The 25,509-nt window shown below is 73.9% G+C and carries 20 protein-coding genes; 15 read left to right on the forward strand and 5 right to left on the reverse strand.

The features are described from left to right. The first annotated feature begins 78 nt into the window (after window positions 1-78). On the forward strand, window positions 79-591 hold the full coding sequence (locus ACGFXC_RS06910) for a hypothetical protein (protein ID WP_393710262.1): 513 nt from the start codon (window positions 79-81) through the stop codon (window positions 589-591). 83 nt (window positions 592-674) lie between these two features. On the opposite strand, the gene ACGFXC_RS06915 is transcribed toward ACGFXC_RS06910, so the two are convergent. Then, window positions 675-1,412, reverse strand: a complete 738-nt coding sequence (locus ACGFXC_RS06915) for a TetR/AcrR family transcriptional regulator (protein WP_393710264.1) — start codon at window positions 1,410-1,412, stop codon at window positions 675-677. Between the two features lie 74 nt (window positions 1,413-1,486). On the opposite strand from ACGFXC_RS06915, the gene ACGFXC_RS06920 reads away from it, so the two are divergent. Continuing rightward, on the forward strand, window positions 1,487-3,037 hold the full coding sequence (locus ACGFXC_RS06920; protein ID WP_393710265.1) for a monooxygenase: 1,551 nt from the start codon (window positions 1,487-1,489) through the stop codon (window positions 3,035-3,037). 198 nt (window positions 3,038-3,235) lie between these two features. Next, window positions 3,236-5,341: a SpoIIE family protein phosphatase gene (locus ACGFXC_RS06925; RefSeq protein ID WP_393710267.1), complete on the forward strand. Its 2,106-nt coding sequence runs from the start codon at window positions 3,236-3,238 to the stop codon at window positions 5,339-5,341. Window positions 5,342-5,345: 4 nt separating this feature from the next. Here ACGFXC_RS06925 and ACGFXC_RS06930 read toward each other — a convergent pair whose 3' ends face one another. Together ACGFXC_RS06930 and ACGFXC_RS06935 are read right to left on the reverse strand one after the other, a co-directional pair. Further along, complete coding sequence (locus ACGFXC_RS06930) at window positions 5,346-6,524, reverse strand: PP2C family protein-serine/threonine phosphatase (protein ID WP_393710269.1); 1,179 nt, start codon at window positions 6,522-6,524, stop codon at window positions 5,346-5,348. Window positions 6,525-6,619: 95 nt separating this feature from the next. Beyond that, window positions 6,620-8,686: a prolyl oligopeptidase family protein gene (locus ACGFXC_RS06935; RefSeq protein ID WP_393710271.1), complete on the reverse strand. Its 2,067-nt coding sequence runs from the start codon at window positions 8,684-8,686 to the stop codon at window positions 6,620-6,622. Between the two features lie 228 nt (window positions 8,687-8,914). Between ACGFXC_RS06935 and ACGFXC_RS06940 the strand changes: the two genes are divergently transcribed. From ACGFXC_RS06940 to ACGFXC_RS06975, 8 genes are read left to right on the forward strand one after another with little or no spacing between them, the layout of a single operon-like run. Further along, window positions 8,915-9,700, forward strand: coding sequence for a 2-C-methyl-D-erythritol 4-phosphate cytidylyltransferase (locus ACGFXC_RS06940; protein WP_393710273.1), 786 nt, complete (start codon window positions 8,915-8,917; stop codon window positions 9,698-9,700). After that, entirely contained in the window at window positions 9,693-10,412 is a 720-nt protein-coding gene (locus ACGFXC_RS06945; RefSeq protein ID WP_393710274.1) for an SDR family oxidoreductase, read from the forward strand. Before ACGFXC_RS06940 ends, ACGFXC_RS06945 begins: the two co-directional genes overlap by 8 nt. A gap of 27 nt (window positions 10,413-10,439) precedes the next feature. Further along, window positions 10,440-11,390 (forward strand): 4-(cytidine 5'-diphospho)-2-C-methyl-D-erythritol kinase, encoded by a 951-nt coding sequence (locus ACGFXC_RS06950; protein WP_393710276.1) that lies wholly within the window; start codon window positions 10,440-10,442, stop codon window positions 11,388-11,390. Then, entirely contained in the window at window positions 11,390-11,647 is a 258-nt protein-coding gene (locus ACGFXC_RS06955) for a phosphopantetheine-binding protein (protein ID WP_393710278.1), read from the forward strand. Before ACGFXC_RS06950 ends, ACGFXC_RS06955 begins: the two co-directional genes overlap by 1 nt. 39 nt (window positions 11,648-11,686) lie before the next feature. Beyond that, entirely contained in the window at window positions 11,687-13,012 is a 1,326-nt protein-coding gene (locus ACGFXC_RS06960) for a condensation domain-containing protein (RefSeq protein ID WP_393710280.1), read from the forward strand. Next, complete coding sequence (locus ACGFXC_RS06965; protein ID WP_393710282.1) at window positions 13,009-14,319, forward strand: MFS transporter; 1,311 nt, start codon at window positions 13,009-13,011, stop codon at window positions 14,317-14,319. Before ACGFXC_RS06960 ends, ACGFXC_RS06965 begins: the two co-directional genes overlap by 4 nt. 2 nt (window positions 14,320-14,321) lie before the next feature. Then, complete coding sequence (locus ACGFXC_RS06970; protein WP_393710284.1) at window positions 14,322-15,881, forward strand: amino acid adenylation domain-containing protein; 1,560 nt, start codon at window positions 14,322-14,324, stop codon at window positions 15,879-15,881. Then, complete coding sequence (locus ACGFXC_RS06975) at window positions 15,878-17,170, forward strand: acetyl-CoA carboxylase biotin carboxylase subunit family protein (protein WP_393710285.1); 1,293 nt, start codon at window positions 15,878-15,880, stop codon at window positions 17,168-17,170. Before ACGFXC_RS06970 ends, ACGFXC_RS06975 begins: the two co-directional genes overlap by 4 nt. On the opposite strand, the gene ACGFXC_RS06980 is transcribed toward ACGFXC_RS06975, so the two are convergent. After that, window positions 17,167-18,096: an aldo/keto reductase gene (locus ACGFXC_RS06980; protein WP_393710287.1), complete on the reverse strand. Its 930-nt coding sequence runs from the start codon at window positions 18,094-18,096 to the stop codon at window positions 17,167-17,169. The two genes, ACGFXC_RS06975 and ACGFXC_RS06980, sit on opposite strands and share 4 nt — an antisense overlap. 166 nt (window positions 18,097-18,262) lie before the next feature. Here ACGFXC_RS06980 and ACGFXC_RS06985 point away from each other — a divergent pair, with 166 nt between their 5' ends. From ACGFXC_RS06985 to ACGFXC_RS07000, 4 genes are all read left to right on the forward strand, one after another. Next, a complete protein-coding gene (locus ACGFXC_RS06985) occupies window positions 18,263-19,189 on the forward strand; it encodes a DUF5937 family protein (RefSeq protein ID WP_393710919.1) in 927 nt (308 codons plus the stop codon). Window positions 19,190-19,369: 180 nt separating this feature from the next. Then, window positions 19,370-20,065, forward strand: coding sequence for a hypothetical protein (locus tag ACGFXC_RS06990; protein ID WP_393710289.1), 696 nt, complete (start codon window positions 19,370-19,372; stop codon window positions 20,063-20,065). Between the two features lie 59 nt (window positions 20,066-20,124). Beyond that, window positions 20,125-20,742: a TetR/AcrR family transcriptional regulator gene (locus tag ACGFXC_RS06995; RefSeq protein ID WP_393710291.1), complete on the forward strand. Its 618-nt coding sequence runs from the start codon at window positions 20,125-20,127 to the stop codon at window positions 20,740-20,742. After that, window positions 20,739-22,148: an MFS transporter gene (locus tag ACGFXC_RS07000; protein WP_393710293.1), complete on the forward strand. Its 1,410-nt coding sequence runs from the start codon at window positions 20,739-20,741 to the stop codon at window positions 22,146-22,148. Before ACGFXC_RS06995 ends, ACGFXC_RS07000 begins: the two co-directional genes overlap by 4 nt. On the opposite strand, the gene ACGFXC_RS07005 is transcribed toward ACGFXC_RS07000, so the two are convergent. After that, a complete protein-coding gene (locus ACGFXC_RS07005; protein ID WP_393710295.1) occupies window positions 22,093-25,335 on the reverse strand; it encodes a TIM-barrel domain-containing protein in 3,243 nt (1,080 codons plus the stop codon). The genes ACGFXC_RS07000 and ACGFXC_RS07005 overlap by 56 nt on opposite strands. Between the last annotated feature and the right edge of the window lie 174 nt (window positions 25,336-25,509).

Consider the following 25,509-nt stretch of genomic DNA (forward strand, 5'->3'; position numbering starts at 1 on the left):
GTGGGACATTCCGTGACGCACGCACTCCGCACCGGCCTCGCACCACACCCCCACAAGGACGTGTCAAGGAGGAGCGACATGCTGCACCTCGCGCCACCGCGCCTGCGGAATCTCGGCATCGCGGCCCTGGCCCTCGCGGCCGCCGTCACGGGCGCCACGACCGCCACCGCGTCGCCCGCCGCCGACCAGAAGGTCGACGGCGTCATCGTCGTCGCGGGCAACACCTGCACCTGGAGCAACGCCCGCACCAGCGCGAATCCCCCCACCGCCCTCACCGTCGACCGCACCACCGTCAACAAACCCGGCGGCAACCTCGCCTGTGACGGGGGCATCAACGCCACCCTCAACAACAACCCGGCCTTCACCTTCGACTCCACGGCCGGCACCGCCCGTACCGACCTGATCGACATCACCGGGCAGCAGAGCTTCATCTCCTGCCGCTACAAGGCCGCCAACATCGTCTGGGACCGCGACGCGACCACCGGGAAGTACGTCAACCGGGCCTTCACCGCGACCAAGGCCTCGGGCAGCTTCCTGTGCCCGGGCTCGGTGACGACGGCTGCCGGCGGCGCGTCCATGCTCTTCCACTGATCCGCCCCGCCCGCCCCCTCCGCTCGACCGCTCCATCCGATCGCCGGCCGGTCCCGCCCCAGTTTGGGCGGGACCGGCCCGCGTCACTCCGGGCCGCCCGGCCCCCTCGCGTGCACCGCGCGCAGCCCCTCGACGAGCAGGTCGAGGCCGAAGTCGAAGTGTGCGGCGAAGGCAGTGCCCGCCAGGACGGGAAGGGCCGTGGTCAGGTGCGGGTACGCCCCCGCCGCCACCGCCTCGCGCAGCCGGGAGGGGTCCGCCGGTCCCCCGTCGCCCGGCTGGAGGGCCGCCTGCTCCTCCAGGGTGTGGCCGACGGTGAAGTTGACGACGGTCAGGACGGCGCGCGCCGCGTCCCCGTCCCCGAAGCCCGCCCCCCGCACGGCCCCGACGAAGGCCTCCGCGAAGCCGAGCGTGTTCGGGCCGGTGGCATGGGTGCCCGCGTAGACGCGCGCGCCGTCGCGGTGGGCCAGGAGGGCGCCCCGCATCCGGTGGGCGAGCGCGGTCAGCCGTCCGCTCCACTCGGGGTCCGGCACGGGTGCGGTGGCGCACCCGGCCAGCATCCGTTCGGCCATCGCGGTGAGCAGGTCCTGCTTGGTGGCGAAGTGCCGGTAGAGCGCCCCCGCCCGGACCCCGAGCGTCTCGGCGAGCCTGCGCATGGTGAGGGCGTCCAGGCCGGCTCCGTCCAGCAGGACCAGCGCCGCGTCGACGGTGCGGTCCCGGTCGAGCCGCGCCGGGCGGCCGCGCGCCGCGCGGGTCACACCGGCGGCCTCGGAGGGTCGTGCGGGGGGCTGCCGGTCCGGTGTCGGGGTTGACGGTGTGCTCATGGACCTCACTATAGTGAACATCGTTCACGTGAACGATGTTCACTAAATTGGGCCGACCGCATGGAAGAGGCACCATGGACACCGATGTGATCGTCGTGGGCGCGGGCCCGACCGGGCTGATGCTCGCCTGCGAACTCGCCCTGGCCGGCGTACGGGCGCTGGTCGTGGAGCGGCGTACCGAACCGCAGCGCGATTCCCGGGCGCTGACCCTGCATCCGCGCAGCATCGAGCTGATGGACCAGCGGGGCCTGTCCGACCGGTTCCTCGCGCTGGGCCGGACCGTGCCCGGCTGGCATTTCGCCGGTCTGGACACCCGGCTGGACTTCGCGCCGCTGGACACCCGGCACGGGTACACGCTGTTCCTGGCCCAGGCCCGGACCGAGGCGGTGCTGGCGGCGCGGGCGCACGAGCTCGGCGTGGAGGTCCGCCGGGGGCGCGAGGGCGTCGGCCTGCGCCAGGACGCGGACGGGGTGGAGCTGGACGTACGCGGCCCCGAGGGCGTCGAAACCGTGCGCGCGGCGTACGCCGTCGGATGCGACGGCGGGCGCAGCTTCGTGCGGCGGGCGGCCGGCATCGAGTTCCCGGGCACCGACGAGACCCTGACCGGGATCCTCGGCGACTTCGCCGTGGCGGACGCCGGGGGCGCGGAGCGGGCCCGCCAGCACGGGGTGCTGGCCGTCCCGCTGGCGGGCGGCCTGACCCGCTTCGTGGTGGTGGATCCGGAGCGGATGCGCACGCCGAGCGGCGAGCCGGTGACCCTGGAGGAGTTCCGCGCCTGCCTGGTACGGGTCTGCGGGAGCGACTGCGGGGTCGACGGGCCCCGGTGGCTGTCGCGGTTCGGGAACGCCACCCGGCTCGCCGCGCGGTACCGGTCCGGGCGCGTGCTGCTCGCCGGGGACGCGGCGCACGTCCACTTCCCCGCGGCGGGGCAGGGGCTCAACACCGGGCTCCAGGACGCGGTGAACCTGGGGTGGAAGCTGGCGGCCGAGATCCGCGGCCGGGCGCCGGCCGGGCTCCTCGACACCTACCACCGCGAGCGGCACCCCGTCGGACGGGCGGTCACGGAGAACACCGAGGTCCAGACCCTGCTGATGGAACTGACGCTCGTCGCCCCCTACCAGCGGCCCGTGGCGGCCCTGCGCAAGCTGTTGGACGGCCTCCTCGGCATCGGGGAGGTCAACCGGCGCCTGGCCGGGGAGGTCTCCGCCCTCGACATCGCCTACCCGACCACGGCCGGGGCGGACGCCGATCCGCTGGTGGGCGCGCGCATGCCGGACATCGCCCTGAGCGTCGCCGGATCGGGCGTCCGCCGCGCGTACGAGCTGCTGCACGAGGGCCGCTTCGTCCTGCTCGCCCTGGACGGGGAGGACCACGCGGGCGCGGGCGGGGCCCCGGAGTGGGCCGACCGGGTCACCGCCGTCACCGCCGTCACCACCACCGCCACCGGCGCCGGGCATCCCCGCCTCGACGGGGTCACGGAGGTCCTCGTACGCCCCGACGGCCACATCGCCTGGGCGAGCCGCACGGCCGGCGCCGCCGCCCGCGGCTCCGGCCGGTCCGCCGCCCTGACCGCCTGGGCCGGCGCCCCCGGCCGGGCCTCCGGCGCGGCGGTGGCGGTGGCCTGACGGGCGCGCCCGGCCGGGAGGCGGGCCGACCCGCAAGCCGCCGCCACACCGCCCCCACCAGCCGGTATCGCCCGGCACGGCGGGCCGGACGGACGGTCGGGGCGGGGCCGCGGCGGCCCGCCGGGACGGTACCGGGTCGCCAGGCTCCGGGCGGGGACGGAGCATGGAGGGAGCTCCGTCCGGGTGAGGAGGCCGGTGATGGCCGATGATGCGCAGCCCGCCCCGCGCGCCACCGGCGCCGGGACGGGAGCCGGGGCGGCGAGGTCTCCGGCGGCCGGTGCGGTGGCTGCGGGCGGGTTGCTCGACGTCCTGGGAGTGGCCGCGGTGGTCCTCGACGCCGAGGGCCGCATCAGTCTGTGGAGCCCCCAGGCGGCGGCCCTGTTCGGCTACAGCGCCGAGGAGGCCCTCGGCCGTCCCGCCGCGGCCCTGCTCGTGGCGGAGGACGACCAGGAGGAGGTCCTCGGCCTCTTCGCCCGGGTGATGGCGGGCGGCGGCGCCTGGGCGGGTGTCTTCCCCGTCCGCCGCAGCGACGGCCGGACCGTGCTCGTCGAGTTCCGCAACATGCGGCTCCAGGCCGGCAACGGCCGGCTGTACGCGCTGGGGCTCGCCTCCGAGCAGGCCACCCTGCACCGGGTCGAACGGGACCTGGCCCTCTCCCTGCGGCTGGTCGACCAGTCCCCCATCGGCCTGGCCGTCCTCGACACCGACCTGCGCTACGTCCTGGTCAACCCGGCGCTGGAGCGCATCCACGGCGTATCGGCCGACCGCCACCTGGGGCAGCGGATCGCGGAGATCCTGCCCTTCCTCGACGGCACCGCCATCGAGGACCGGATGCGCGAGGTCATGGAGACGGGCGTGCCGGTGCTGGACGAGTTCACCACCGGCCGGATTCCGGACGACCAGGACGGCGAGCACGCCTGGCTGGTGTCGGTGTACCGGCTGGAGGACCAGGCCGCCCGGGTGATCGGCGTCGCGATCTCGGTGATGGACGTGACCGACCAGCACCGGACGGCCGTCTCCGCCGCCCACGCCCGGCGCCGCCTGTCCCTGATCGCGGACGCCTCCGTCCGCATCGGCACCACCCTCGACCTGGACATCACCGCCCGGGAGCTGGCCGACGTGGCCGTGCCCGAGGTGGCGGACATCGCCGCCGTGGACGTCCTGGACACCATCCTCACCGGTACCCGGCCGGGCGAGGTGGCGGGCGAGGGTGCCCTGCGGTTCCGCGCGCTGGCAGTGAAGTCCGCCTACCGCAGCCCCGCCGAGGAGGCCGCCGACCCGGTCGGGGACGTCGCCCTCTACGGCCCCGCCCGGCTGGTGTCGCGCTGCGCCCGTACCGGCCGGCCCGTCCTCGTACCGCGCGTGCTGCCGGAGGACCTGCCCCGCATCGCCCGCGACGCGGACGCCGCCCGGCTGCTCGGGGAGGCCGGCGTGCACTCGTACCTGGCGGTGCCGCTGATCGCCCGGGGTCAGGTGCTCGGCGCCCTCGACCTGAAGCGGGCCCGCAACCCGGCCCCGTTCGGGCCCGACGACGTCCTGCTGGCCTCGGAACTCGCCGCCCACGCGGCCGTGTCCATCGACAACGCGCGCTGGTTCCAGCGGCAGCGGCACGCCGCCCTCGCCCTCCAGCGGCACCTGCTGCCCCAGCATCCGCCGGCCTCCCCCGGGCTCGACATCGCCTACCGGTACCAGCCGGCCGGCGCGGCGGACGAGACCGGCGGCGACTGGTTCGACGTCATCCCGCTCACCGGGGACCGTACGGCGCTGGTCGTCGGCGACGTGATGGGCAGCGGCATCAACGCCGCCGCCACCATGGGCCAGTTGCGCGCGACGGCCCGCGCCCTGGGCCGCCTGGACCTGGACCCGGCCACCGTCCTGACCCACCTCGACGCGGCCACCGCCGACCTCGGCGAGGCGATGGCCACCTGCGTGTACGCCGTCTACGACCCGCACACCCGGCTGTGCCTGTTCTCCACCGCCGGCCACCTGCCGCCGGTCCACCTGCACGGCGGCCGTCACCCGCGCCTGCTGCGCCTGAAGTCGGCCGTCCCGCTGGGCGTCGGCGGCATCCCCTTCAGCACCACCGGCCTCACCCTTGCGCCCGGCGACGAGCTGGTCCTCTACACCGACGGGCTGGTGGAGACCCGCGACCAGGACATCGACACCCGGCTGCTGACCCTGACCGACCTGCTGGCCGGCCCGCACCGCCCCATCGAGGAGACCTGCGACCTGCTCCTGTCCGCGCTGCGCCGCCCCGACACCCACGACGACGTGGCCCTCCTCATCGCCCGCGTACGGGCCTGACCGCTCACGGGTGCGGGGCGCGGGAGCGGATGCGGGCCGCGAGGACGGCCACGTCGTCCTCGGCGTGCAGCGCGTCGAGGCCGGTGACGATCGCGTCGGCCGCATCGGCGACGGTCCCCACGGCGGGCACCCGCAGGGCGGTCAGCCGGGCCAGGGAGACGTCGATGTCCTCGCCCCGCCGCTCCACCAGCCCGTCGGTGTACAGCAGCAGGGTCTCGTCCTCGGCCAGCGGGTGCGCGGCCGACTCGTAGCCGCCGAGGCCCGTGCCCAGCGGGGGGCCGACGGGCACGTCCAGGAGCCGGCCCGTGCCGTCGGCGGCGAACACCGCGGGCGGCAGGTGCCCGGCACTGGCGTAGACGGCGGTGCCGCGCCCGGGGTCGACGCGGACGAGCAGGCAGGTGGCGGGGCGGCGTCCGGCGTCCTCGGCGACCAGCGCGTCGAGCTGGCGCAGCACCCGGTGCGGGGCCAGGTCGGTGGACGCGACCTCGCGCAGGGTGGAGCGGTAGGCGTTCATGTCGACGGCGGCGTCCAGCCCGTGCCCCATGACGTCGCCGACGACGAGCAGGGTCCGTCCGAAGTGCAGGCGCACGGTCTCGTACCAGTCGCCGCCGACGAGGGCGCTCGATCCGACCGGCAGGTAGCGGCCCGCGATGAGGAGGTTCGGGTGGGGCCTGCCCGGGTCGGAGACCAGCGCCCGCTGGAGGTTCAGCGCGACGCTCTCGGTGGCGGCGAGCCGCCGGGCGTGGCGGATGTGCACGGCGGCGACGCGGGCCGCGAAGTGCAGCGCGGCGGCCTCGCGGTCGGTGAAGGCGGCGCCGGTGCGCACCACGAGGAGGTTCCCGTACGAGGTGCCGTGGCGGGTCAGCGCGAGGGACAGCCCGTGCAGCGGGGCGCCGCCCGGCCGCAGGATCCAGCTGCGCAGCGGGTGCCCGTCGTCGACGGCGCGGACGGCGGGACGGACGGCCGGGGCCGGCGGGCGCAGCAGTCCGGTGGCTCCGGCGACGGCCACCCGTTCGACGCGGCCGCCCTCGCGGACGAGGTCGACGGCCACCGCGTCGCACAGGGCGCGGAAGAGGAGGGCGGCCAGTTCGCCGCAGGTGGCGGTCTCGTCGTCGGTCGTGCCGATCGCGTCGAGGGTCTCGTCCGGGGACGGGACGAAAGCGCGGCTGTCGCGATCCGGCACAGTACCTCCGCCCGCCGGGCGGCCCCGTGCGGGCCGCCGGTCGGTCCATTGCACCAGTCCGGGCCCGGCGCGCGGCGCAGCGCGCCGGGCCGTCTTCACCTGCGCGGAGTCAGCCGCTCCCACAGGAAGGTGTGCACGAGGGCCTCGTTGAAGGCGGTCTGGCGGTGGTCGGTGGCTCCGGCGTGGCCGCCGCCGAGGTGTTCGTGGAAGAGGACGGGGTGGCCGAGCTCGCGCAGCCGGGCGGCGGCCTTGCGGGCGTGGCCGGGGTGCACCCGGTCGTCGCGGGTGGAGGTGAGCAGGAGCAGGGGCGGGTACGGTGCGCCGTCGGCGGTCATCCGGTGGTACGGGGAGATCCGCTCCAGGTGGGGCCGGTCGGCGGGGTCGTCGGGGTCGCCGTACTCGGCGGTCCAGCTGGCTCCGGCGAGGAGCTTGTGGAAGCGGAGCATGTCCAGCAGCGGAACGTGGGCGACGACGGCGGCGAACAGCTCGGGGTAGCGGGTGAGCATGGCGCCCATCAGGAGGCCGCCGTTGCTGCCGCCCTCGATGCCGAGCTGGGCGGGGGTGGTGATGCCCCGGGCGGTGAGGTCGCGGGCGACGGCGGCGAAGTCCTCGAAGGCGCGGACGCGGTGGGCCCCGAGGGCGGCCTGGTGCCAGGCGGGCCCGTACTCGCGGCCGCCCCGGATGCCGGCGACGACGTACGTCCCGCCGCGGGCGAGCCAGGTGCGGCCGGTGACGGCGCTGTACTGCGGGACCATCGAGATCTCGAAGCCGCCGTAGCCGTAGAGCAGGGCCGGGCCGGGGCCGGGGCGGTCCGCGGGGCCGACGACGAAGTAGGGCACCCGGGTTCCGTCGGCGGAGGCGGCGAAGTACTGATCGACGGTCAGTCCGGTGGTGTCGAAGAGCGCGGGGCCCCCTTTGACGCCCTCGCCGCCGTCGGGGGATCCGGCCGTGCCCCGGTGGAGGGTGGAGGGCTGGAGGAAGCCGGTGACGTTGAGGAAGTACTCGTCGCTCTCGTCCGGGTCGGTGCACACGACGGAGGCCGTCGACAGCGGCGGTACGCCGGCCAGCGGTGCGCGGCTCCAGCCGCCGGGGCCGGGGGTGAGGAGTTCCAGCCGGGAGGAGACGTCGGCGCGGGTGGTGAGCAGGAGGTGGTTGCGGGTCCAGCTGTGGCCGCCGAGCGCCGTGTGCGCGTCGGGGGTGAACAGTACGTCGGGCTCGCGTCCGCCGGCGCGGAAGGCGTCGAGGCCGAAGGCCAGGAGGCTGCCGGGGGCGTGGCCGAGCCAGGGCGATCGGGGGGTGACCAGCAGCCACTGGCGGTGGACGGAGGCCACGGCGTCGTCGGGCACCTCGATCTTCTCAGGCTGCCGGGGCACACCCTCCGGGGCGGCGGGCAGCAGGAACAGCTCCTGGTTCCAGAAGTCGATCTGGCGGGAGACGAAGTCCCGTTCGAAGCCGGGGGTGTGGTCGCGCCAGCCGGAGGCGGACAGGTCGGCGGGGCGGCCCTCGTAGAGGATCTCGGCGGTTTCCAGGGGGGTGCCGCGGCGCCAGCGGCGGACCTGGAGGGGGTAGCCGGAGGGGGACATCGAGCCGGGGCCGAAGTCGGTTCCGATCCACACGTGGTCGTGGTCGATCCAGCCGATCCGGGTCTTGGCCTCGTCGACGGCGAAGCCGCCCTCGACGAAACGCAGGGTCTCCAGGTCGAACTCGCGCACCACGCAGGCGTCGGCGCCGTCGCGGGACAGCGAGACGAGGGCGTGCCGGTGGCCGGGCGGCAGCACGCTGCTGCCGGCCCAGACCCACTTCTCGCCCTCGGCCCCGGCGAGGGCGTCGAGGTCCAGGACGGTCTCCCACGCGGGGTGTTCGGTGCGGTACTCCTCCAGGGTGGTGCGCCGCCAGACGCCGCGCAGGCGCTCGGCGTCCTGCCAGAAGTTGTAGAGGTGGCGCCCGCGCCGGACGACGTAGGGGATGCGCCCGTCGTCGTCGAGGACCTCGCGCACCTCCTGCTCCACGGCCTTGAAGCCGGGGCCGGTGGTCAGCGCCTCCACGGTCTCGGCGTTGCGCTCCCGCACCCACGCGAGCGCGTCCTCGCCGGACACCTCCTCCAGCCAGAGGTAGGGGTCGGGCTCGTGCTCGCGGAGGTCGCCGCCGGCTTCGTCGCTCATCCGACGATTGTGCCCGACCCGCCGCCCGCGCGGCCCTGCCGCCGGGCCGGTCACGACCCGTCGCATACCTGCGGACGGAGAGTGCCGAATGGTGGGCCAAGAAGTGCCGAACGGTACCAATCGGACGCCGAAAATTAATCTCTCGTCCAACTCTTGATCATGTTACGATCCATTGGCCGGTCAAGAGGCGGGCCAATCTGACGAGAATGCCATTAACAGCGGGGGCTCATGGCACATCATCAGCATTTACGTGAGGTCGAACGACCGCGGCACGTCGGGGCGGTGATCCTGGCCGCCGGACACGGAGAGCGCATAGGGGCCGGACCGAAGGCCTTGCTGGAGGTCGGCGGAAAACCTCTCCTCTTACATGTTCTGGAATCGATGGGTTCCAACTCCAGCATCGAATCGGTCGTGGTGACCGCGCCGCCTTCCTTGGTCGCGGATTTCCGGAATCTGGTCGCATCGACGGACCGGGAAGTCACCGTACGCGTCACACCTGGCGGACCGACCCGACAGCACAGCGCGCGGCTGGGTGTCGAGGCGCTGCCCCCGGAAGCGGACTGGGTGGCCATCACCGATGTCGCGCGCCCCTTCACACCGCCGGGAGCGGTCGACGCGCTGCTCGACGAGCTCCGCGGGACACCGGGCTCCGCAGGGTCCTCGCGCCCTCCCTGCGGGATCGTCCCCTCGCTGCCCCTGGTCGACAGCCTGCACCTCCTGGACGAGGACCCCTTTCTCGGGGCGCCGTTCGACAGGGCTCTGCTGCGGGCGGCCCAGACGCCGCAGATCTTCGACCGGAACTGCGTGAGCGAGGCCCATGCGGCCGCCGCGCGGGACCGCCTGGCGTTCACGGACGATGCCGGCATGATCCGGCACTTCGGAGGCACCGTGACCGCCGGGTCGGGCGACGCCTCCAATTTCAAGATCACCTACGAACGCGATCTGGCTCTGGCGGAAGCCCTCTACGCCCATCTCTCCTCGGCGCCGCCGTCAGGGTCGTCCGCGCATGGGTGACCTGCGAGGCAAGGTGGCCGTGGTCACCGGCGCCAGCTCGGGCATAGGCGCCGCGACGGCCCGGAGGCTGCACGCACTGGGTGCCCGGGTGGTGCTGGGAGCGCGGCGGGGCGACCGCCTGAAAGAGCTGGCCGAAGAGCTGGGCGACGAACGGGTGGCCTGGGCGGAGGTGGACGTCCGCTCGCGCGAGCAGGTAGAACACCTGTTCTCCCGCGCGGTCGACGCCTTCCGCGGAGTCGACTGCTTGGTGGCCAACGCGGGGGTGGGGGCCTACGGCGGCATCCTCGACCTCTCCGACACCCGGGTCGAGGAGCTCGTCGACACCAATCTGACGGGAACGATCTGGTCGGTGCGGCACGCCGTCCCGCTCCTGAGCGCCCGGGGCGGCGACATCGTCCTGGTGAGCTCCGTGGCCGGCCTCCGCGGACGCCCGGACGAAGCCGTGTACGCGGCCACCAAGCACGCCGTGGTCGGCCTCGCCGGCTCCCTCGACCGTGAGCTGCGGCCGAAGAGAATTCGCGTCACCGCATTGTGTCCGGGAGCGACCGATACGGAATTCGCCATGGGAAGCGGGCGGGCGCCCGGAATGCCGGAACTCCAGACGATGATGCGCGCCGAAGACGTTGCCGACGCCATCGCATATTCCCTCACACAACCCCCTTCCATGAGGACTCTGCTGTGGAGCATGCGCAGCGTGACGTCCGAGAACTGAGAACCAAAGGACTCGAAAGCTCTTGCCATGTCACACGTGAGGTCCATTGCCGTGCGCGCGCCGGCAAAAGTCAACTTGCAATTGGGAGTCGGGGGGCGACGCGATGACGGTTACCACGAACTCGCGAGCATATTCCTCGCGGTCTCCTTGTGCGATCGCATAACGCTCACGGCAGCGGACGAACTCCGTGTCACGGTAGGCGGGCCGGGAGCGGTCGGCGTACCCGCCGACGGATCCAACATCGCCGCTCGGGCCGTCGAACTCCTCGCGAAGAAGTGCGGTCTGCACCCGGGTGTCCGCGTGCACATCGACAAACACATCCCCGTGCAGGGCGGCATGGCCGGGGGCAGCGCGGACGCGGCCGGCGCGCTGGTGGGCTGCGACGCCTTGTGGAAGTTGGGCCTGGGCCGCCCCGAGCTCATGGCACTGGCCGCGGAGCTCGGCAGCGACGTTCCCTTCAGTCTGCAGGGAGGAGCAGCCTTCGGATCGGGCCGCGGTGAACGGCTCACCGTCCTCCCCGTCGGTGCGACCACGCACTGGGTCTTCGCCACCGCCGGTTTCGGCCTGTCCACACCGGCCGTCTTCGCGGAGCAGGAACGGCGCCGCAGGAGTGCGGGCAGGCCGTGGACCGCGCGCGGCATCCCGTCACCCCGGATGTCACGGAAGCTGGTCGACGCCCTGGCCGCGGGCGATACCGGGGCCCTGGCCGACGCGCTGCACAACGACCTCGAACCAGTGGCCACCTCCATGCGACCGGACCTCACCGCCACCCTGCGGACCGGCACCGATGCCGGCGCCCTGGCCGGCATCCTCTGCGGTTCCGGGGCCACCGTCGGTTTCCTCGTGTCCGACGGTCACCGGGCGCGGACCGTCGCGGAGGAACTCCTCTCATCGGGTACCTGCGCATCGGCCCACATCGCGTGTGGTCCCGTACCCGGACCCGAGCCGGAAGAAATCATCACGACGGGAGAAAACTGATGGCGACCCAGGCCCACTCGCACGAGGAACTCATGGCGGTACTCCGTCAGATCTGGGAGGACGTCCTGGAGACCACGGTCGACGATCCCGACGAGAACTTCATCGACCTGGGCGGAGACTCCCTGTTGGCGCTCGTCGTGGCCAACCGTGCTCAGGAGGCCGGTCTCACGATGCCGCCCACCGGTGTCCTGCGCCGACCGACACTGCGCGAGCTCACCGCGGCTGTCATGGATCCGCGCCAGTTCGAGCAGTGGTAGCCGGCGAAGCCCATGAGTAGCGATGAAAGGGGGGTTCCCTTGTCCCCGCGGCACCAGGTCTCCTGGAACCAGCGGCACCGGCTGGGTCAGATCCGGAGCGAAAAGGACGCCGGCGTCTACCGTCCGCACCACCCCTCGGTGACGCTCCGGATCCGCGGTGCGCTGCGTACGGCCGCACTGGAAAGCGCGTGGTTCCGCCTTCAGGAGCGCCATCCGGTCATTCGCTGCGGCTTCGGCCTCGACGACTTCACCTGGCGGCTCGACACACCGGCCGAGGTGAGCGCCGTCGTCCTGGCGGACGCGACGGAGGCGGACACCGAGAGCAGCGTGGTGGCCCGGATGGAACGTCTCGTCGACGCCCCGTTCGACTTCGGACGGGGGCCGCTGGCGCGGCTGGTGCTGCTTCGCCGCCCGGAAGAGGACCTGTTCGCCCTGGTCCTCGACCATCTGGTGGCCGACTTCTGGTCGCTCGACCTCCTCATGAGCGACCTCACGGCCCTGTACGCGGACGAGCTCGGCCTGACGGCGAAACCCCTGCCCCCCGTCCCCCTCCCCTATCCCGAGCAGGTGCGGCAGCAGAACGCCCATCTGGAGTCGGCCGACGGCATCCGGGCGCTGAACGTCCTGGCCGGCGCGCTGCGGACGGTGGGGCCGATCCCCACCACCGGCTTCGAAGGCTTCTCGGGCCGGACCCACGCCGGCTACGACCGCACCGGTCTCGTCCGCGCGTCCTTCGGCACCGGTCTCACGAGCGCCGTCTTCGCATGCGCACGCGGTTACCGCCTGACTCCGTGGACGCTCATCCACGCGGCCCTCCACCGTGCGCTCTACGCGCTGAGCGATCAGCAGTCCGTCGGTACGACGCTGATGACGGCCAACCGGGAATCGACGGCCGTCCACCAGACCGTCGGCTTCCTCGCCAGCAAGGTCGTCGTCGCGACGCAGCGCGACGACGGGGCCGACACCGCGTCGTTCCTGCGCGGATTCCAGCGCTCGATGATGAACGCCCTCGACTTCACGGCGATTCCGTGGCCACGGCTCATCGCGCACATGGAGCCCGACGCGCTCGGCCGCCACGCCCAGGTCCCCTACATCTCGTTCAATCCGCAGAACTCCACCATGCGACGGTGGATCGGGGGCTGGGAGTTCCCCGGATGCGAGAGCGAGCCACTGGACCTCGCGGGCAGTACACCCGACGCGGCCGTCGTCATCTCCCTCACCGAGGTGGAGGGGGACATCTCGGTGTCGCTCTATCACAGGACGGACTGGTACCCCGCGGAAGCCGTCGAGCGGCTCTGGCGGGTCACCGAGCACACCCTCCGGGACTGGGTGCGCGAGGCCGGAACCGGTGACGGGGCTCCGTGAACCTCACGGCCAGGCTTCCCCGACTGGACGGCCCCGCCCGGCCCCTGTTCGTGGGGACGTTCGCCTATGCGCTGGGCCGGGGCATGTACGGCACCGGCAGCATCGTCTTCTTCACCCTGTCGTTCGGGCTCTCCGTGCAGCAGATCGCCTGGTCACTGTCCGCGGCCGGCATCGCCGCGTTCTGCGCGGCGATGCCGGCCGGATACCTGGCGGACCGCTGGGGTCCCCGGCCCATGACCATCGCGGTGACCGTCCTCCAGGCACTGCTGCTCGCACCGATGCTCCTCTCCGGGTCGCCGCTGGTGGTGGTGCCGTTGATGATCGTTCTCGGTGCCGCGGACCGCGTGAATTCCATCGCGCGACGCACCTTGGTCTCCCATGTGATGGGTGAGGCGACACGGGTACGCACCCAGGCCTACCTGCGCAGCGTCGCGAACACGGGTATGTCCCTCGGCGCACTGGCCGTGACTCCCCTCCTCGCCGTCGGCAGCCGGGGGGCGTTCCAGATCCTCATCGCCGTGACGATGGGCGCCTACGGGCTGGTGGCCCTCACCACGCTGCGGCTCCCCGCGAACTCCAAGCCCGCCTCGACGGCGGCCGGGAGCGCCTCCACCACCCCCCGGCAGTCCGCGGCAACGCCCGGCCCGGCCCGGCGGCGTCTCGTGGCCTTCACCGCCTTGGGGCTGCTGAACGGGCTGTTCGCGCTCCACATCAGCATCCTGGAAGTGGGCCTGCCGCTCTGGATCACCCAGCACACCGACGCCCCCGCGTGGACGGTCGCCACCCTGGTCTTCGTGAACACGGTCCTCGCGGTCCTGCTCCAGGTGCCGGCGAGCCGCGGCTCTTCGAGCGTGCGCGGCGCCGCCAGGGCCCTTGCGGCCTCCGGGCTCTTCACAGCCCTGGCCTGCGTCCTGCTGGCCACGACCGCGAGGGGAACCGGAACCCTCGTGATCGCCGTGCTCGGCCTGGCCACGGTGGTCCTGACCGTGGGCGAGCTGCTCCAGTCCGCCGGCGAGTGGGGTTTGTCGTTCGGCCTCGCGCCCGCGCACGCGCAGGGCCGGTACATCGGGGCCTTCACCGTCGGAACGACCGTCCAGGACATCGTCGGCCCGGCCGTCGTGGGCGGCGTCGCGCTCGCGTACGTCCCGGGCGGCTGGCTCGTCCTCGGCGCGGTGTTCCTCGGGGGCGCGGTGCTGATCGCCCCCATGACCCGCCGGGTGGCCGCCCTTCACCGCGACGTGGACGGCCCGCAGCCCGGGGGCGAGCATGCCGTGCCGCCCGCCCCCGCAACCAACGCCAGGAGTTGACCATGTCCCAAGTCCGCTCGACGCTGCATCGGCGCTTCGACGAGGTGGCGCAGCGGTTCCCCGGCGCCACGGCCGTCATCGACGACGGGGGCTCCATGTCGTACGCGCAACTGCGGTCCGCCTGCCGGGAACTGACCGACGTCCTCGTCCCGCTCTGCACGGGCGACGACCATGTGATCGCCACCCGCCTGGGCCGCGGCAGGCCGGCTCCCGTCGCCTTCCTCGGGATCCTGGGCAGCGGCCGGGGCTACCTGCCCGTCGATCCCGACCATCCGCGGGCGCGCCGGGACCTGCTGCTCGATGACAGCGGGGCGCGGCTCGTCGTCACCGACGGCCCTCTGGAGGAGGACGAGTCGCCCTTGGCCGAGGTGGGAGGACTCACCATCGCGCGCCGTGACGCCCGTCCGGTCCGTTCCGGTGGGCAGGTCCCGGCCGGCACCGCGTACGTCATCTACACCTCCGGCTCCACGGGCACGCCCAAAGGGTGCGTCGTCGGTCATTGCCAGGTGCTCGCGCTCCTGGACGCATGCGCGACGGTGTTCGCCTTCCGCCCGGGCGACGTTTGGACGGTGTCCCACTCCTTCAGCTTCGATTTCAGCGTCTGGGAACTCTGGGGCGCCCTGCTGAGCGGGGGCACGGCGGTGCTCGTGCCCACGCACGTGGCCCGCGACCCCGAGGGCTTCGCCCGTCTCCTTGCGTCGCGGCAGGTCACCGTGTTGAGCCAGACACCGTCGATGTTCGGTTTCCTCGTCGGACAGCTGGGCCGGGATCAGCGGTCGCTGCCCCGGCTTCGCTACGCCGTGCTGGGTGGCGAGGCCGTCAGCCTCCAGGACGCCCGGACGTGGCTCGACGCCGGTATGGCGCCGAACGCACGGCTCGTCAACATGTACGGAATCACGGAAACCACGGTGCACGTCACCCATGTGGAACTCGACGTCGGAACGTGCCGCGCGGCAGCCGTCGGCCGCACCCCGATCGGCCGGCCGCTCCCGCACCTCAGCGTCTCGCTGAGGGACTCGGCGGGGCGGCCGGTGCCCGACGGGACGCCGGGAGAGATGTGGGTGGCCGGAGACGGAGTCTGCGCCGGATACCTGGGACGGCCCGAACTGACCGCCGAGCGATTCGTGGTGGACCGCTCGGGGGCTGAACCGCTGCGTTCCTACCGCAGTGGAGACTGGGCCGTACGCGCGGCCGACGGGACCCTCCACTACATCGGGCGGGTGGACGGACAGGTCAAGCTGCGGGGGCATCGCGTCGAACTCGCCGAGGTGGAGGCAGCGATCGCCGCCCTCGAAGGAGTGGACGGCGCCGGCTGCGCCCTGCACACGAACCAATCCGGCAGGGACGTCCTCGTGGCCTACGTCGTCACCGCCCCGGACGCCTGCCCGGACCCACGAAAGCTCCGCTCGGACCTGGGCGGCCGTCTGCCCGCCCACATGCGCCCCCATCGGTTCACGAGGGTCCGGGCCCTCGCCGTCACGGTCAACGGGAAGCTCGACCGCGACGCCCTGCACACCCTCCCGGTGCTCGACTGGGACGTCCGGCCGGCGACGAACCGATGACGCCCGCCCTCCCCCTCGTCGTCGTGTACGACCGCGGAGCGGCCGACGCGGGTGAGATCGCGAGGTCCCTCGCCGCCGTCGCACCCCTCGTCTTCGTGACGCGGCACGGCTCCGGCCATGCCGAACCCCTGCTCCCCCTGCTCCGCGACCTCGGAGAGGTGGTCACGTTCCGGCACACACCCGAGGAGGTGGCCGGCCGGCTGAAGGAGATCGGCCCGGGCGGCATCACCACCTTCAGCGAGTCCATGCTCGGCGTCACGGCCGGACTGGCCGCCGGGCTCGGCCTTCCCGGCCACAGCCGTGACACCGTACGGCTCCTGACGGACAAGTTCCTCCAGCGGCAGCGGCTGAACGAGACCGGGGCCGGCGGCGTCACCGGGCAGCTGCTGACCCGGCCCGGGGAATGGCCCGGAGCCGTCCGGCACGTGGGACTGCCGGCCGTCGTCAAACCCGTACGGGGCGAGGGGAGCCGGAACACCTACCGGGTCGACGACGCCACGGAAGGACTCGCACTCGTCACCGGGCTGCTGGCCACCGAACCCGCTCTCGTACTGGAGCAGTTCCTCGCGGGACGAGCGTCCGCCCCTTACGGCGACTACGTCTCCGTGGAGAGCATCAGCTGCCGGGGAGTGGTCTCGCACATCGCCGTCACCGGCAAGTTCCCGCTCCTCCACCCGTTCCGGGAGACCGGCCAGTTCTGGCCCGCCGCACTGGCCGAGGAGGAGGAACGGCGTGTGCTGGGCCTCGCCGGAAAGGCCATCGCATCCCTCGGGATCACCACCGGACTCACCCACACCGAGATCAAGCTCACCGACGCCGGCCCCCGGGTCATCGAGGTCAACGGGCGACTGGGCGGCTACGTCAACGATCTGTCCCTTCGCTCGGCAGGGCTCGACCTCGTCCGACTGGCCGGGCAGGTGGCGCTCGGCGAGGCCGTCGTGGCGCCGCCGGTGACGCACGGCCGGGTCGTGTTCCAGTACTCGAATCAGGCGCCTCCCCACCCCTGCCGGCTCGATGCCGTGACGGGCCGCCGTCAGCTCCGCGACACCACCGGGATCACCGGCTACCGCGCTCTGGTCCGGCCCGGCACGTGCGTCGAGGGCGGGGCGATGACCCGCGACCTGGACCTGATCCTGGGCGAGGCCCGTGACCACGCCGGCATGTTCGCGGTACGGGACGAGGCCCTGCGCCGGCTCTCCTTCACCTTCACCCCCGCGGGCTCCCCGACTCCGGTGGAGGTCGCCGCGCCGCGACTCCCCTCCCTCGGAGCGTCGTGGGTCCAGGCCTAGGGCCGGCCGGGGCGGTGGTGGAGGGTGGTGAGGGTGGTGAGCTCCGCTTCCGTCAGGCGCAGGGCTCCGGCGGCCACGTTGGCGGTGAGGTGGTCCGGGTTGCCGGTGCCGGGGATGGCGAGGACGTGCGGGCCGCGGTGCAGGGTCCAGGCCAGCCGGACCTGGGCGGGGTCGGCGCCGTGCGCGCGGGCGACGGCGAGGAGTTCCGCGTCCTCCCTGCCGCTCGCGCCGCCCTCGCGGCCGGTGGTGGCGATCGAGTAGAACGGGACGAAGGCGATGCCCTGCTCCCCGCAGTGGCGGACGAAGGCGTCCTGGTCGGGGCGCATGCCGATGCCGTACGGATTCTGCACGCAGACCACCGGGGCCACGGTCCGTGCCTCCGCGAGCTGTTCGGGGGTGACGTTGGAGACGCCGAGGTGGCGGATGAGCCCGGCCTCGCGCAGTTCGGCCAGGACGCCGAAGCGCTCGGCGACGGAGTCGGTGCCGAGCACGCGCAGGTTCACCAGGTCGAGGTGGTCGCGGCCGAGCTGGCGGAGGTTCTCCTCGACCTGGCCGCGCAGGTCGCCCGGGCCGCCGTGCTCCGTCCAGCGGCCCGAGACGTCGCGGGCCGGGCCGACCTTGGTGGCGATGACGAGGTCGTCCGGGTAGGGGCCGCCCAGCGCGCTGTTGATCAGCTCGTTCGCGGAGCGCAGCGGGGAGAAGTAGAAGGCGGCGGTGTCGATGTGGTTGACGCCGAGTTCGACCGCGCGGCGCAGGACGGCGATGGCCCGGGCGCGGTCGCTGGAGGCCGCGTCCGCCCGCAGGGCCGCGCCGCTCTGGGGCAGGCGCATGGCGCCGAAGCCGATGCGGTTGACTTCGAGGTCGCCGAGCTTCCAGGTGCCCGACGCGGCGGCGGTGATCGTTTCCGTGGTCATGGTCGTGGTCATGGGCGAATGATCCGTCAGCCGCTACGCTCCCCACCACGGATTCACGCATGTGTGAATCCGGGAGGGAGGGGCGGACCCGGTGGTGCGGCTCGGACATCCCGCCGGGGCGGTCAGGCTGGCGTTCTCGGCCGCTGACCTGGCGCAGGTGCGGTTCGCCGTCTCCCCGATGTGGGAGGTCGGCACGAGCATGCGGCTGCTGCGGTCCGGCGCCCCCCATCCCGTGCACGGGCCGTGGGCCGCCCAGGTGGGGCCGCGGCTGGCGGCCGCCGGGCTCGACCGGGGCCGGCTGGCGGAGCTGGTGCCGCCGCGCGGCTTCGTACCGGACTTCCTGAATCCGGCCCCCGACGGGCCCGCGCCGACGCTGGCCGAGGAGCTGGCCCGGATCAGGGCCGTGCCCGCGGCCGCCGTGCGGCGGGACCTCGACCGGGTGGCGCGGGAGCAGGGGCGGCTCGGCCCCCGGTCGCGGGCCCTGTACGCGGATCCGCCCGGGCGGCTGGTCCGGCTCGCGGAGGAGATCGAGGAGTACTGGGAGCTCGCTCTGGCCCCCTATTGGGCGCGGATCCGGGCCGTGCTCGACGCGGACGTCTTCCACCGGTCCCGGCAGGTCGCCGAGCAGGGGACGGCCCGGCTCTTCAACGACCTGCACGCCTCGCTGAGCTGGTCCGGCAACGCGCTGCGGCTGGCACTGCGGCAGCGCTCGCTGTCCCGCAGGACGGCGGGGACGGGGTTGGTGCTGATCCCCTCGGCGTTCACCGGGCCGGTGCCGCTGACCCGGGTGGCGTTGCCGGAGCCGCCGCAGCTGGCGTATCCGGCACGCGGCACCGGCGGGCTGTGGGCGCCCCGACCGGCCGTCGGGACGGCGGCGCTGGCCGCCGTACTGGGCCGCTCGCGGGCCCGGTTGCTGGCGGAGCTGGACGCCCCCGCCTCCACCACGGAGCTGGCCGCCCGGACGGGGCTCTCGCCCGCCGGGGTGTCGCAGTACCTGACGGCCCTGCGCGACGCGGGCCTGGTCAGCGCCCACCGGGCGGGCCGCTCGGTGCTCTACGCCCGCACTGCCGTCGGCGAGTCGCTGCTGACCGCGGGCGCCCCCTAGCGCTCCGCACGGGCCCGGCGTAGCGGCGGGGGCGGCATCGCGGCGGGGGCGGAGCCCACGCCTTCGCAATTCGGCCACGCGGGTGCACCACGGAGCGTTAGGGTCAGCCCCGCGCAGCTTCGCCACGGCGGTCATGGGCAGGGGCCGGGACCGGGCGGGGCAGGGGAGAAAGAGGCCGCCTTGAGTGGTGGGCAGACAAAACTGGCCGAGCACCCGGTACTGATCTTCATCGGCGTCGTCGCCACGATCATCGGCGCGCTGGCCGCCGGCAAGGACCTGTTCGGGTCCGACGATCCTCCGTCCAGGGCTGCGGACGCGGCCCCGTCCGTATCGCGTCCCGCCTCGCCGCCCGGTGACGACGGCGCGGGCGCGGCACCCACGCCGTCGCCGGACCGGACCCGGACGGCCGGCCCCGACCCCGATGCCGGTTCCGGGCCCGTTCCGGAGACATCCGAGCCCGGGGACCTCTTCCCCGGAGGGGACGATCCGGCGCCGAAGGCTCCCGTGGTTCCCACCGTGAAGGCCCAGCCCCCGGGCCACTCGGGTCCGTTGGTCGTGCGCATCGACATGGGGCTGAGCGGAAAGGTGGGGCCGAACACCTACCGGGCGCGGTCCGCGCCCGGCGCCGACACCTACGTCCAGGACGCCGGGGGCCGGCTGGACCGCGGCTGCTACGTGCAGTGGACGCTGAGGCGCGGCGGCGACGTGGTGCAGCTGGAGCGCAGCGAACGCTGCCGGCCGCCGAGCATCACGCTCTTCAACTTCGACAGCGGCAGCCTCCAGCAGCCGGGTTCGTACACCCTGACGGCCGACGTCACCACCGACTGGTCGCAGACCGGGAGCGCGAGCGTCACCTTCGAGGTGGTGCCCAAGTAGGGCGTGGCCGCACGCTTTTGCGATAGACACTGTCTACCCCGCGGTGGTAGACAGTGTCCATGAATGAGGGACCGCTGCGCGAGCGGCTGATCGACGTCGGCGTGGAGATGGTCACGGCGGAGGGCACCGGGGCCATCGGCCTGCGGGAGATCGCCCGCCGGGCCGGGGTCTCGCACGGAGCTCCCCGGCGGTACTTCCCCACGCACCACTCGCTCCTGTCCGCCATCGCCCGGCGCGGGTTCGCCGAGCTCGGCGCCCTGCTCGCCGCCGCGGCCGCCGGGGAGGGGACCCCGCGCGGGCAACTGCGGTCGCTGGCGCGGACGTACGTGGGCCATGCGCTGGAGCGGCGCGGGATGTTCGAGCTGATGTTCCGCCACGACCTGCTGGACGGCACCGGCCGGGAGGGCGCGCACGAGCCCCGGCTGCGGGAGTCGACGCTGCCGCTGTTCGCCCTGCTCGTCGACCTCGTGTCCCGCTGCGGGGCGGCCGCCCCCGAGGTCACGGCCGCCGCCCTGTGGGCGAACCTGCACGGGGTGGCCCAGCTGTGGGGCGCGGGGACCCTGCCGCTGATGCTGAACGGCGGTGCGGACCCGGGTACGGGGGCGGATCCGGACGCGTACCTCGACCGGCTCGTCGGCGCCGCCCTCGACGCCCACCTCGGGGCGGGGCCCGCATGAGGCCGCTGACGGCGCTGCTGGCCAGCGCCGCCGGAGCCGCGCTGGTGGCCCTCGACGGCACCGTCCTGATCGTGGTCCAGCCCGCCCTGCGCCGCGATCTGGGGGCGAGCGCCGCGCAGGTGCAGTGGACGAGCACCGCCTACCTGCTCACCGTCGCCGCCTTCCTGGTCATCGCCGGGCGGCTCGGGGACCGGTACGGGCATCCGCGGCTGCTGCTCGTGGGGGCGCTCGGCTTCGCGGCCGCCTCGGCCGGGATCGCGCTCGCGCCCGGGGTGGGCTGGGTGATCGCGCTGCGCGCCGTACAGGGGCTGTTCGGGGCGCTGCTCCAGCCCGCGACGCTGGCCCTGTTGCGGCTCGCGTACCCGCCGGAGCGGCTCGGGCGGGCGGTCGCGGTGCGGACCGGGGTGATCGCCGTGGCCGCCGCGACGGGGCCGCTGACCGGCGGGCTGCTCGTCGCGCGGCTGGACTGGCGGGCGGTGTTCCTGCTGAACGTGCCCGTCGCGCTGGGCATCGCCGTGCTGGCGGCGGCCCTGCGCCCGCCCGTGCCCGGCCGCGCCGGCTCCGGCCGGCTCGGTGTGCGCGGGCCGGCCCTGCTGGCGGCGGCGCTCGCGGCCGCCGTGTACGCGCTGGCCGGGGTACCGGAGCACGGCTGGAGGGGAATGCCGGTACGGCTCGGATCCACGGCGGCACTCGGGCTCGGGCTGCTCTTCGTCCGCGGTGAACTGCGTTCGCGGCGGCCGATGGTGCCCGTCGCGGTGGCCCGCTCCAGGCCGGTCGCGGCGTCGCTGGCGCTGCTGCTGGCGGTCTCCGGCGGCCTGTTCGGAGCCCTGTACACGGCCACCTTCCTGCTCCAGGACGTACGGGGGCTCGACCCGCTCGCCGCCGGGGTCCGGGTGCTGCCGATGACGGCGCTGATGGTGGCCGGGGCGCCGCTGTCGGGCCGGGCGGTGCGCCGGTACGGGGCCCGCTCGACGGCGCTGGCCGGCACCGGCCTGGTGGTGGCGGGGATCGCCGCCCTGGGTTCGGGCGGGCCGGTGGCGTTCGGGGTGCTGGGCGCGGGGTTCGCGGCGGTGATGGTCACGGCCACCGGGACCGTGGTGGGGGACGCCCCGCCGGGGTACGCGGGGGTGGTGGGCGGCCTCAAGCAGACCGCGATGAACGTCGGCCCGTCGATCGGAATCGCCCTCGCGGCGAGCGCCGGAGCGGGCACCGGAGCCGGAAGCGGTGCAGGGGCCGGGGCCGCGGGGGCGGCGCTGCCCGTGCTCGCGCTGCTGGCCGCCGCCGGGCTGGTCGCGGCGGCGCTCCTGCCGGGCCGGACGCCCATGGGGGAGGCGTCCGGCCCGGCCGGGGTCACGGGGCGAGGGTCCAGCGCTGCACGGGGGTGCCGGCGCAGGCGGTACGGGTGAGCCCGGTGCCGTTGGCGGTGCCGTAGCCGGCCGGGGTCAGGCACTGTCCGGCCGTACGCAGACTGCCGTCCGGGCCGGGCTGCCAGACCTGGCCGGAACTCCCGGAGCAGGCCTGGACGGTGACGGCGGCGGGGTCGCCACCGTCCAGGCAGACCCCGGCGAGGCCGGTGAGGCGGCCGTCGGGCCGCAGCGTCCAGCGCTGGTTCGGCCCGCCGTGGCAGGAGTACAGGGTGGGCCGGGTGCCGGGGGCGGTCGCGCTGTGCGGGAGGTCCAGACAGCTCCCGGAGCCGGAGTTGACGAGGGTGGCGTCGGTGGGCAGCGGCGCCGGGCGGCCGGTGAGGGTGATCTCGGCGGCGCTGGTCCAGGGGCCGCGGCCGCCCGCCTCGGTCAGGGACTTCAGGCGCAGGTAGCGGCCCGCCCGGGGGGCGAGGGGCACGGTCTTGGCCGTCGGGGTGTCGGCGAAGGTGCCGGTGGCGACGGGGGCGCCCCAGTCGGTGGTGGTGTCGGACACGTAGACCTCGTACCCGCCGATCCGGCCGTTGGCCCCGCCGTCCTGGCGGGGCAGGTAGCCGAGGCCGTCGACGCCGTAGCGGGCGCCGAGGTCGATGCGGATCTCGTGCGGGAGGGCCGCCGGGGTACCGGCGGACCAGGCGGTGTGCCAGAGGGTGGCCGGATTGCCGTCGAAGGAGTTGCGGGCGGCGCCGTTCTCGGCGGCGGTCTCCTGGCTGTCGGCGGAGACCAGGCTCCAGGCCGTCTGCGGGATCGGTGCCGAGCCGGTGGGGACCGGCTCGGCCGCGGGGACGGAGGTGCCGGTGGCGGTGACGGTGAACGCGCCCGTCCGCGTACCGGTCTTGACCCACAGGACGCCGGCCCGGTCGGCGGGGTCGTGGAACCAGCCGGTGGCGGCGGCGTCGTAGGCGCTCTTCGAGGCGAGGCGGGGCAGCGCGGCCCCGTCCACGGCGAGGGCGCTGGGGGCGGAGGCGACGTGGAGGGTGAACTCGTAGCCGCGGGAGGCCTGCTGTCCGGCGTAGCTGCCGGTGGGGGCGCCGACGGAGACCGTGACCGTGCCGGGGCCGGCGGCCGGGGCGCTGACGTCCACGCGCTGGCGGGCGTAGGCGCCGGACTGGTAGGCGCGGGTGCGGCCGTCGTCCTCGTAGAGGCTGAAGGTGGAGGTTCCGCGCGGGTGGATGTCGTAGGTGAGGGTGGAGAGGGGCTTCTCCCCCGTGTAGTTCATCTGCGGCCACATCGGCACGATCGCGCCGCCCTTGACGAACAGCGGGAGCGTGTCGAGGGGGGCCCGGTAGCCGTTCAGCCAGCCCGGTCCGGCGTACGTCCTGCCCGTCCAGTAGTCCGTCCAGGTCCCGGCGGGCAGGTAGATGCCGTCGCGCACGGAGGTGTCGGAGACGACGGGGGCGACGAGGAAGGAGTCTCCCGCCATGAACTGGCCGCTGGTGAGGTTCCCCCGGGCCACCGGATCCTCGGGGTACTCCAGGACCATGGCGCGGGTGCTGGGGACGCCGGTTTCGTGGGCGACGCGGCTCATCGTGTAGAGGTAGGGCATCAGCCGCATCTTGAGCTGGAGGTACGTGCGGTTGATCGACCGGTACGGCTCGGCGAAGCGCCAGGGCTGCTTGTCCTGGTAGCCGGCCGTCGGGTTGGCGGCGCCCCAGCCCGACATGGTCATGAAGGCGGGGGTGAAGGCCTTCCACTGGAGGTCGCGGACGTAGGTCTCGGGGCTGCCGCCGAAGATGCCGTCGACGTCGCCGGAGGCGTAGTTCAGGCCCGACAGGCCCGCGCCGGCGAGGGCGGGGACGTGCCAGCGCATGTCGTCCCAGGTGCCGTTGGTGTCGCCGGTCCAGACGACGGCGTTGCGCTGGGTACCGGCCCAGCCGTCGACGGTCCAGACGTAGCGGCGGGCGTCGGAGTTCTTCTCGATGCCGTCGACGGCCTGCTGGACGCCGTCGAAGGCGTATTCGTAGCCGCCGCCGATCCAGGCGACGTCCGTCTTGACACCCCTGCTGCCCGCCTTGCCCACCTCGTCGGCGATGGAGCCGAGGCCGGTGGAGGTCCACAGGCCGGTCTGGAAGCCCTTGGCCTTCAGGGCGTCGACGGTGGACTTCAGGGGCGCGGTGTAGCCGCAGCCGTAGCCGTCGTTGGGCAGGAACCAGCCGGAGGGCATGTCGGCGGCGCGGGCGTCGGCGGCGTACCCGGCGACGTCGGGGGTGGTCTGGTGGCGCGCCCGGTCATGGTCGCCCTGGTAGGCGGGGTTCGAGGCGTTGAAGCAGTCGGCGTTGCCCAGTTCGAAGCCCCAGGCCGGGGCCATGAACGGTTTGCCGCTGACGTCGGTGTACGCGTCGAGGACCGACTTGAGGGAGCCGCCGGTGAAGTACCAGGCGTCGAAGCGGTTCTCGTCGTGGGTCAGGGCGGTGGGCGCGTCGAAGGCGTACGAGCCCGGGGCCCAGGTGTTGCGCATGACGCCGTAGTCGTTGGTGGACATGTAGAAGGGGGCGGGGCTGGCGTTGTCGTTCTCGCGCCACTTGTTGTCGACGGCGACCGGGACGGTCTTGCCGCGCAGGGCCCATTCGCCGAGGCGCAGGCCGGTCCCGTAGAACTGCTCGTCGGCGCCGCGGGCCAGGTACTGGGTGGTGTGGCCGCCGCCCCAGGCGGTGGGCTTCGTCTCCTCCCACAGGAGGGTGGAGTCGTCGGCGCGGTAGGCCGCGAAGCGCAGGGGCGATTTGTAGACCCGGATCGAGACGGAGCCGGTGGTGATCCGGTAGTACGGGCCCGCATCGGCGGAGGCCGCCGTGACCGGGCCGAAGTCGGTGGTCGGGGCGAGGTCGGAGCCGGCCGGGTCGTCGGCGAAGGAGCCGTCGGGGGACAGCCAGAGCCGGAAGATGTCGGCCCGGGCGACGACCACGCGGGCCTTGGCGCCGCTGGAGGTGCTGACGGTGAAGGTGCCGCCCGCCTGGGAGAGACCGGTGACCGAGCCCGCCGTGGACGCGGGGGCGGCGCTCGCGCCCGGCGCGGTGGCGGACGCGGTGGACGCGGACGCGGCGCGGGCGGTGGCGGGTCCGGCGGCGGCCAGTGCGGCGACCGCGAGCGCGGCGGCGAGCAGGGCCGCGAGCGGGGACCGGCGGGGACGGGGGGCGCGGGGGCGGCGGCGGGGTGGTGGGTCGATGAAACTCATCGGGCAGCTCCTCGTGCGGTCCGGATCACGGACACACCGCTTTGGCATGCACCCGGCAAGATAGCGGACTCGGGTGCCGCTGTTGAAGGAATCTGCTCGAAGTCGTCCGGCATCGCGCATATTTGAGCATCCGGGCGGACGGAAACGGCCCAGGAGGGCGCTTCCGTCCGCCGG

This window comes from Streptomyces sp. NPDC048507 (genome assembly GCF_043199995.1).
Classification (GTDB): Bacteria; Actinomycetota; Actinomycetes; order Streptomycetales; family Streptomycetaceae; genus Streptomyces.

Coding starts and splice junctions, on each gene's coding strand:
- ACGFXC_RS06910 (WP_393710262.1), top strand. CDS start 79: ATGCTGCACCTCGCGCCACCGCGCCTGCGGAATCTCGGCATCGCGGCC.
- ACGFXC_RS06915 (WP_393710264.1), bottom strand. CDS start 1,412: ATGAGCACACCGTCAACCCCGACACCGGACCGGCAGCCCCCCGCACGA.
- ACGFXC_RS06920 (WP_393710265.1), top strand. CDS start 1,487: ATGGACACCGATGTGATCGTCGTGGGCGCGGGCCCGACCGGGCTGATG.
- ACGFXC_RS06925 (WP_393710267.1), top strand. CDS start 3,236: ATGGCCGATGATGCGCAGCCCGCCCCGCGCGCCACCGGCGCCGGGACG.
- ACGFXC_RS06935 (WP_393710271.1), bottom strand. CDS start 8,686: ATGAGCGACGAAGCCGGCGGCGACCTCCGCGAGCACGAGCCCGACCCC.
- ACGFXC_RS06940 (WP_393710273.1), top strand. CDS start 8,915: ATGGCACATCATCAGCATTTACGTGAGGTCGAACGACCGCGGCACGTC.
- ACGFXC_RS06945 (WP_393710274.1), top strand. CDS start 9,693: ATGGGTGACCTGCGAGGCAAGGTGGCCGTGGTCACCGGCGCCAGCTCG.
- ACGFXC_RS06950 (WP_393710276.1), top strand. CDS start 10,440: ATGTCACACGTGAGGTCCATTGCCGTGCGCGCGCCGGCAAAAGTCAAC.
- ACGFXC_RS06955 (WP_393710278.1), top strand. CDS start 11,390: ATGGCGACCCAGGCCCACTCGCACGAGGAACTCATGGCGGTACTCCGT.
- ACGFXC_RS06970 (WP_393710284.1), top strand. CDS start 14,322: ATGTCCCAAGTCCGCTCGACGCTGCATCGGCGCTTCGACGAGGTGGCG.
- ACGFXC_RS06975 (WP_393710285.1), top strand. CDS start 15,878: ATGACGCCCGCCCTCCCCCTCGTCGTCGTGTACGACCGCGGAGCGGCC.
- ACGFXC_RS06980 (WP_393710287.1), bottom strand. CDS start 18,096: ATGACCACGACCATGACCACGGAAACGATCACCGCCGCCGCGTCGGGC.
- ACGFXC_RS06985 (WP_393710919.1), top strand. CDS start 18,263: ATGTGGGAGGTCGGCACGAGCATGCGGCTGCTGCGGTCCGGCGCCCCC.
- ACGFXC_RS06995 (WP_393710291.1), top strand. CDS start 20,125: ATGAATGAGGGACCGCTGCGCGAGCGGCTGATCGACGTCGGCGTGGAG.
- ACGFXC_RS07000 (WP_393710293.1), top strand. CDS start 20,739: ATGAGGCCGCTGACGGCGCTGCTGGCCAGCGCCGCCGGAGCCGCGCTG.
- ACGFXC_RS07005 (WP_393710295.1), bottom strand. CDS start 25,335: ATGAGTTTCATCGACCCACCACCCCGCCGCCGCCCCCGCGCCCCCCGT.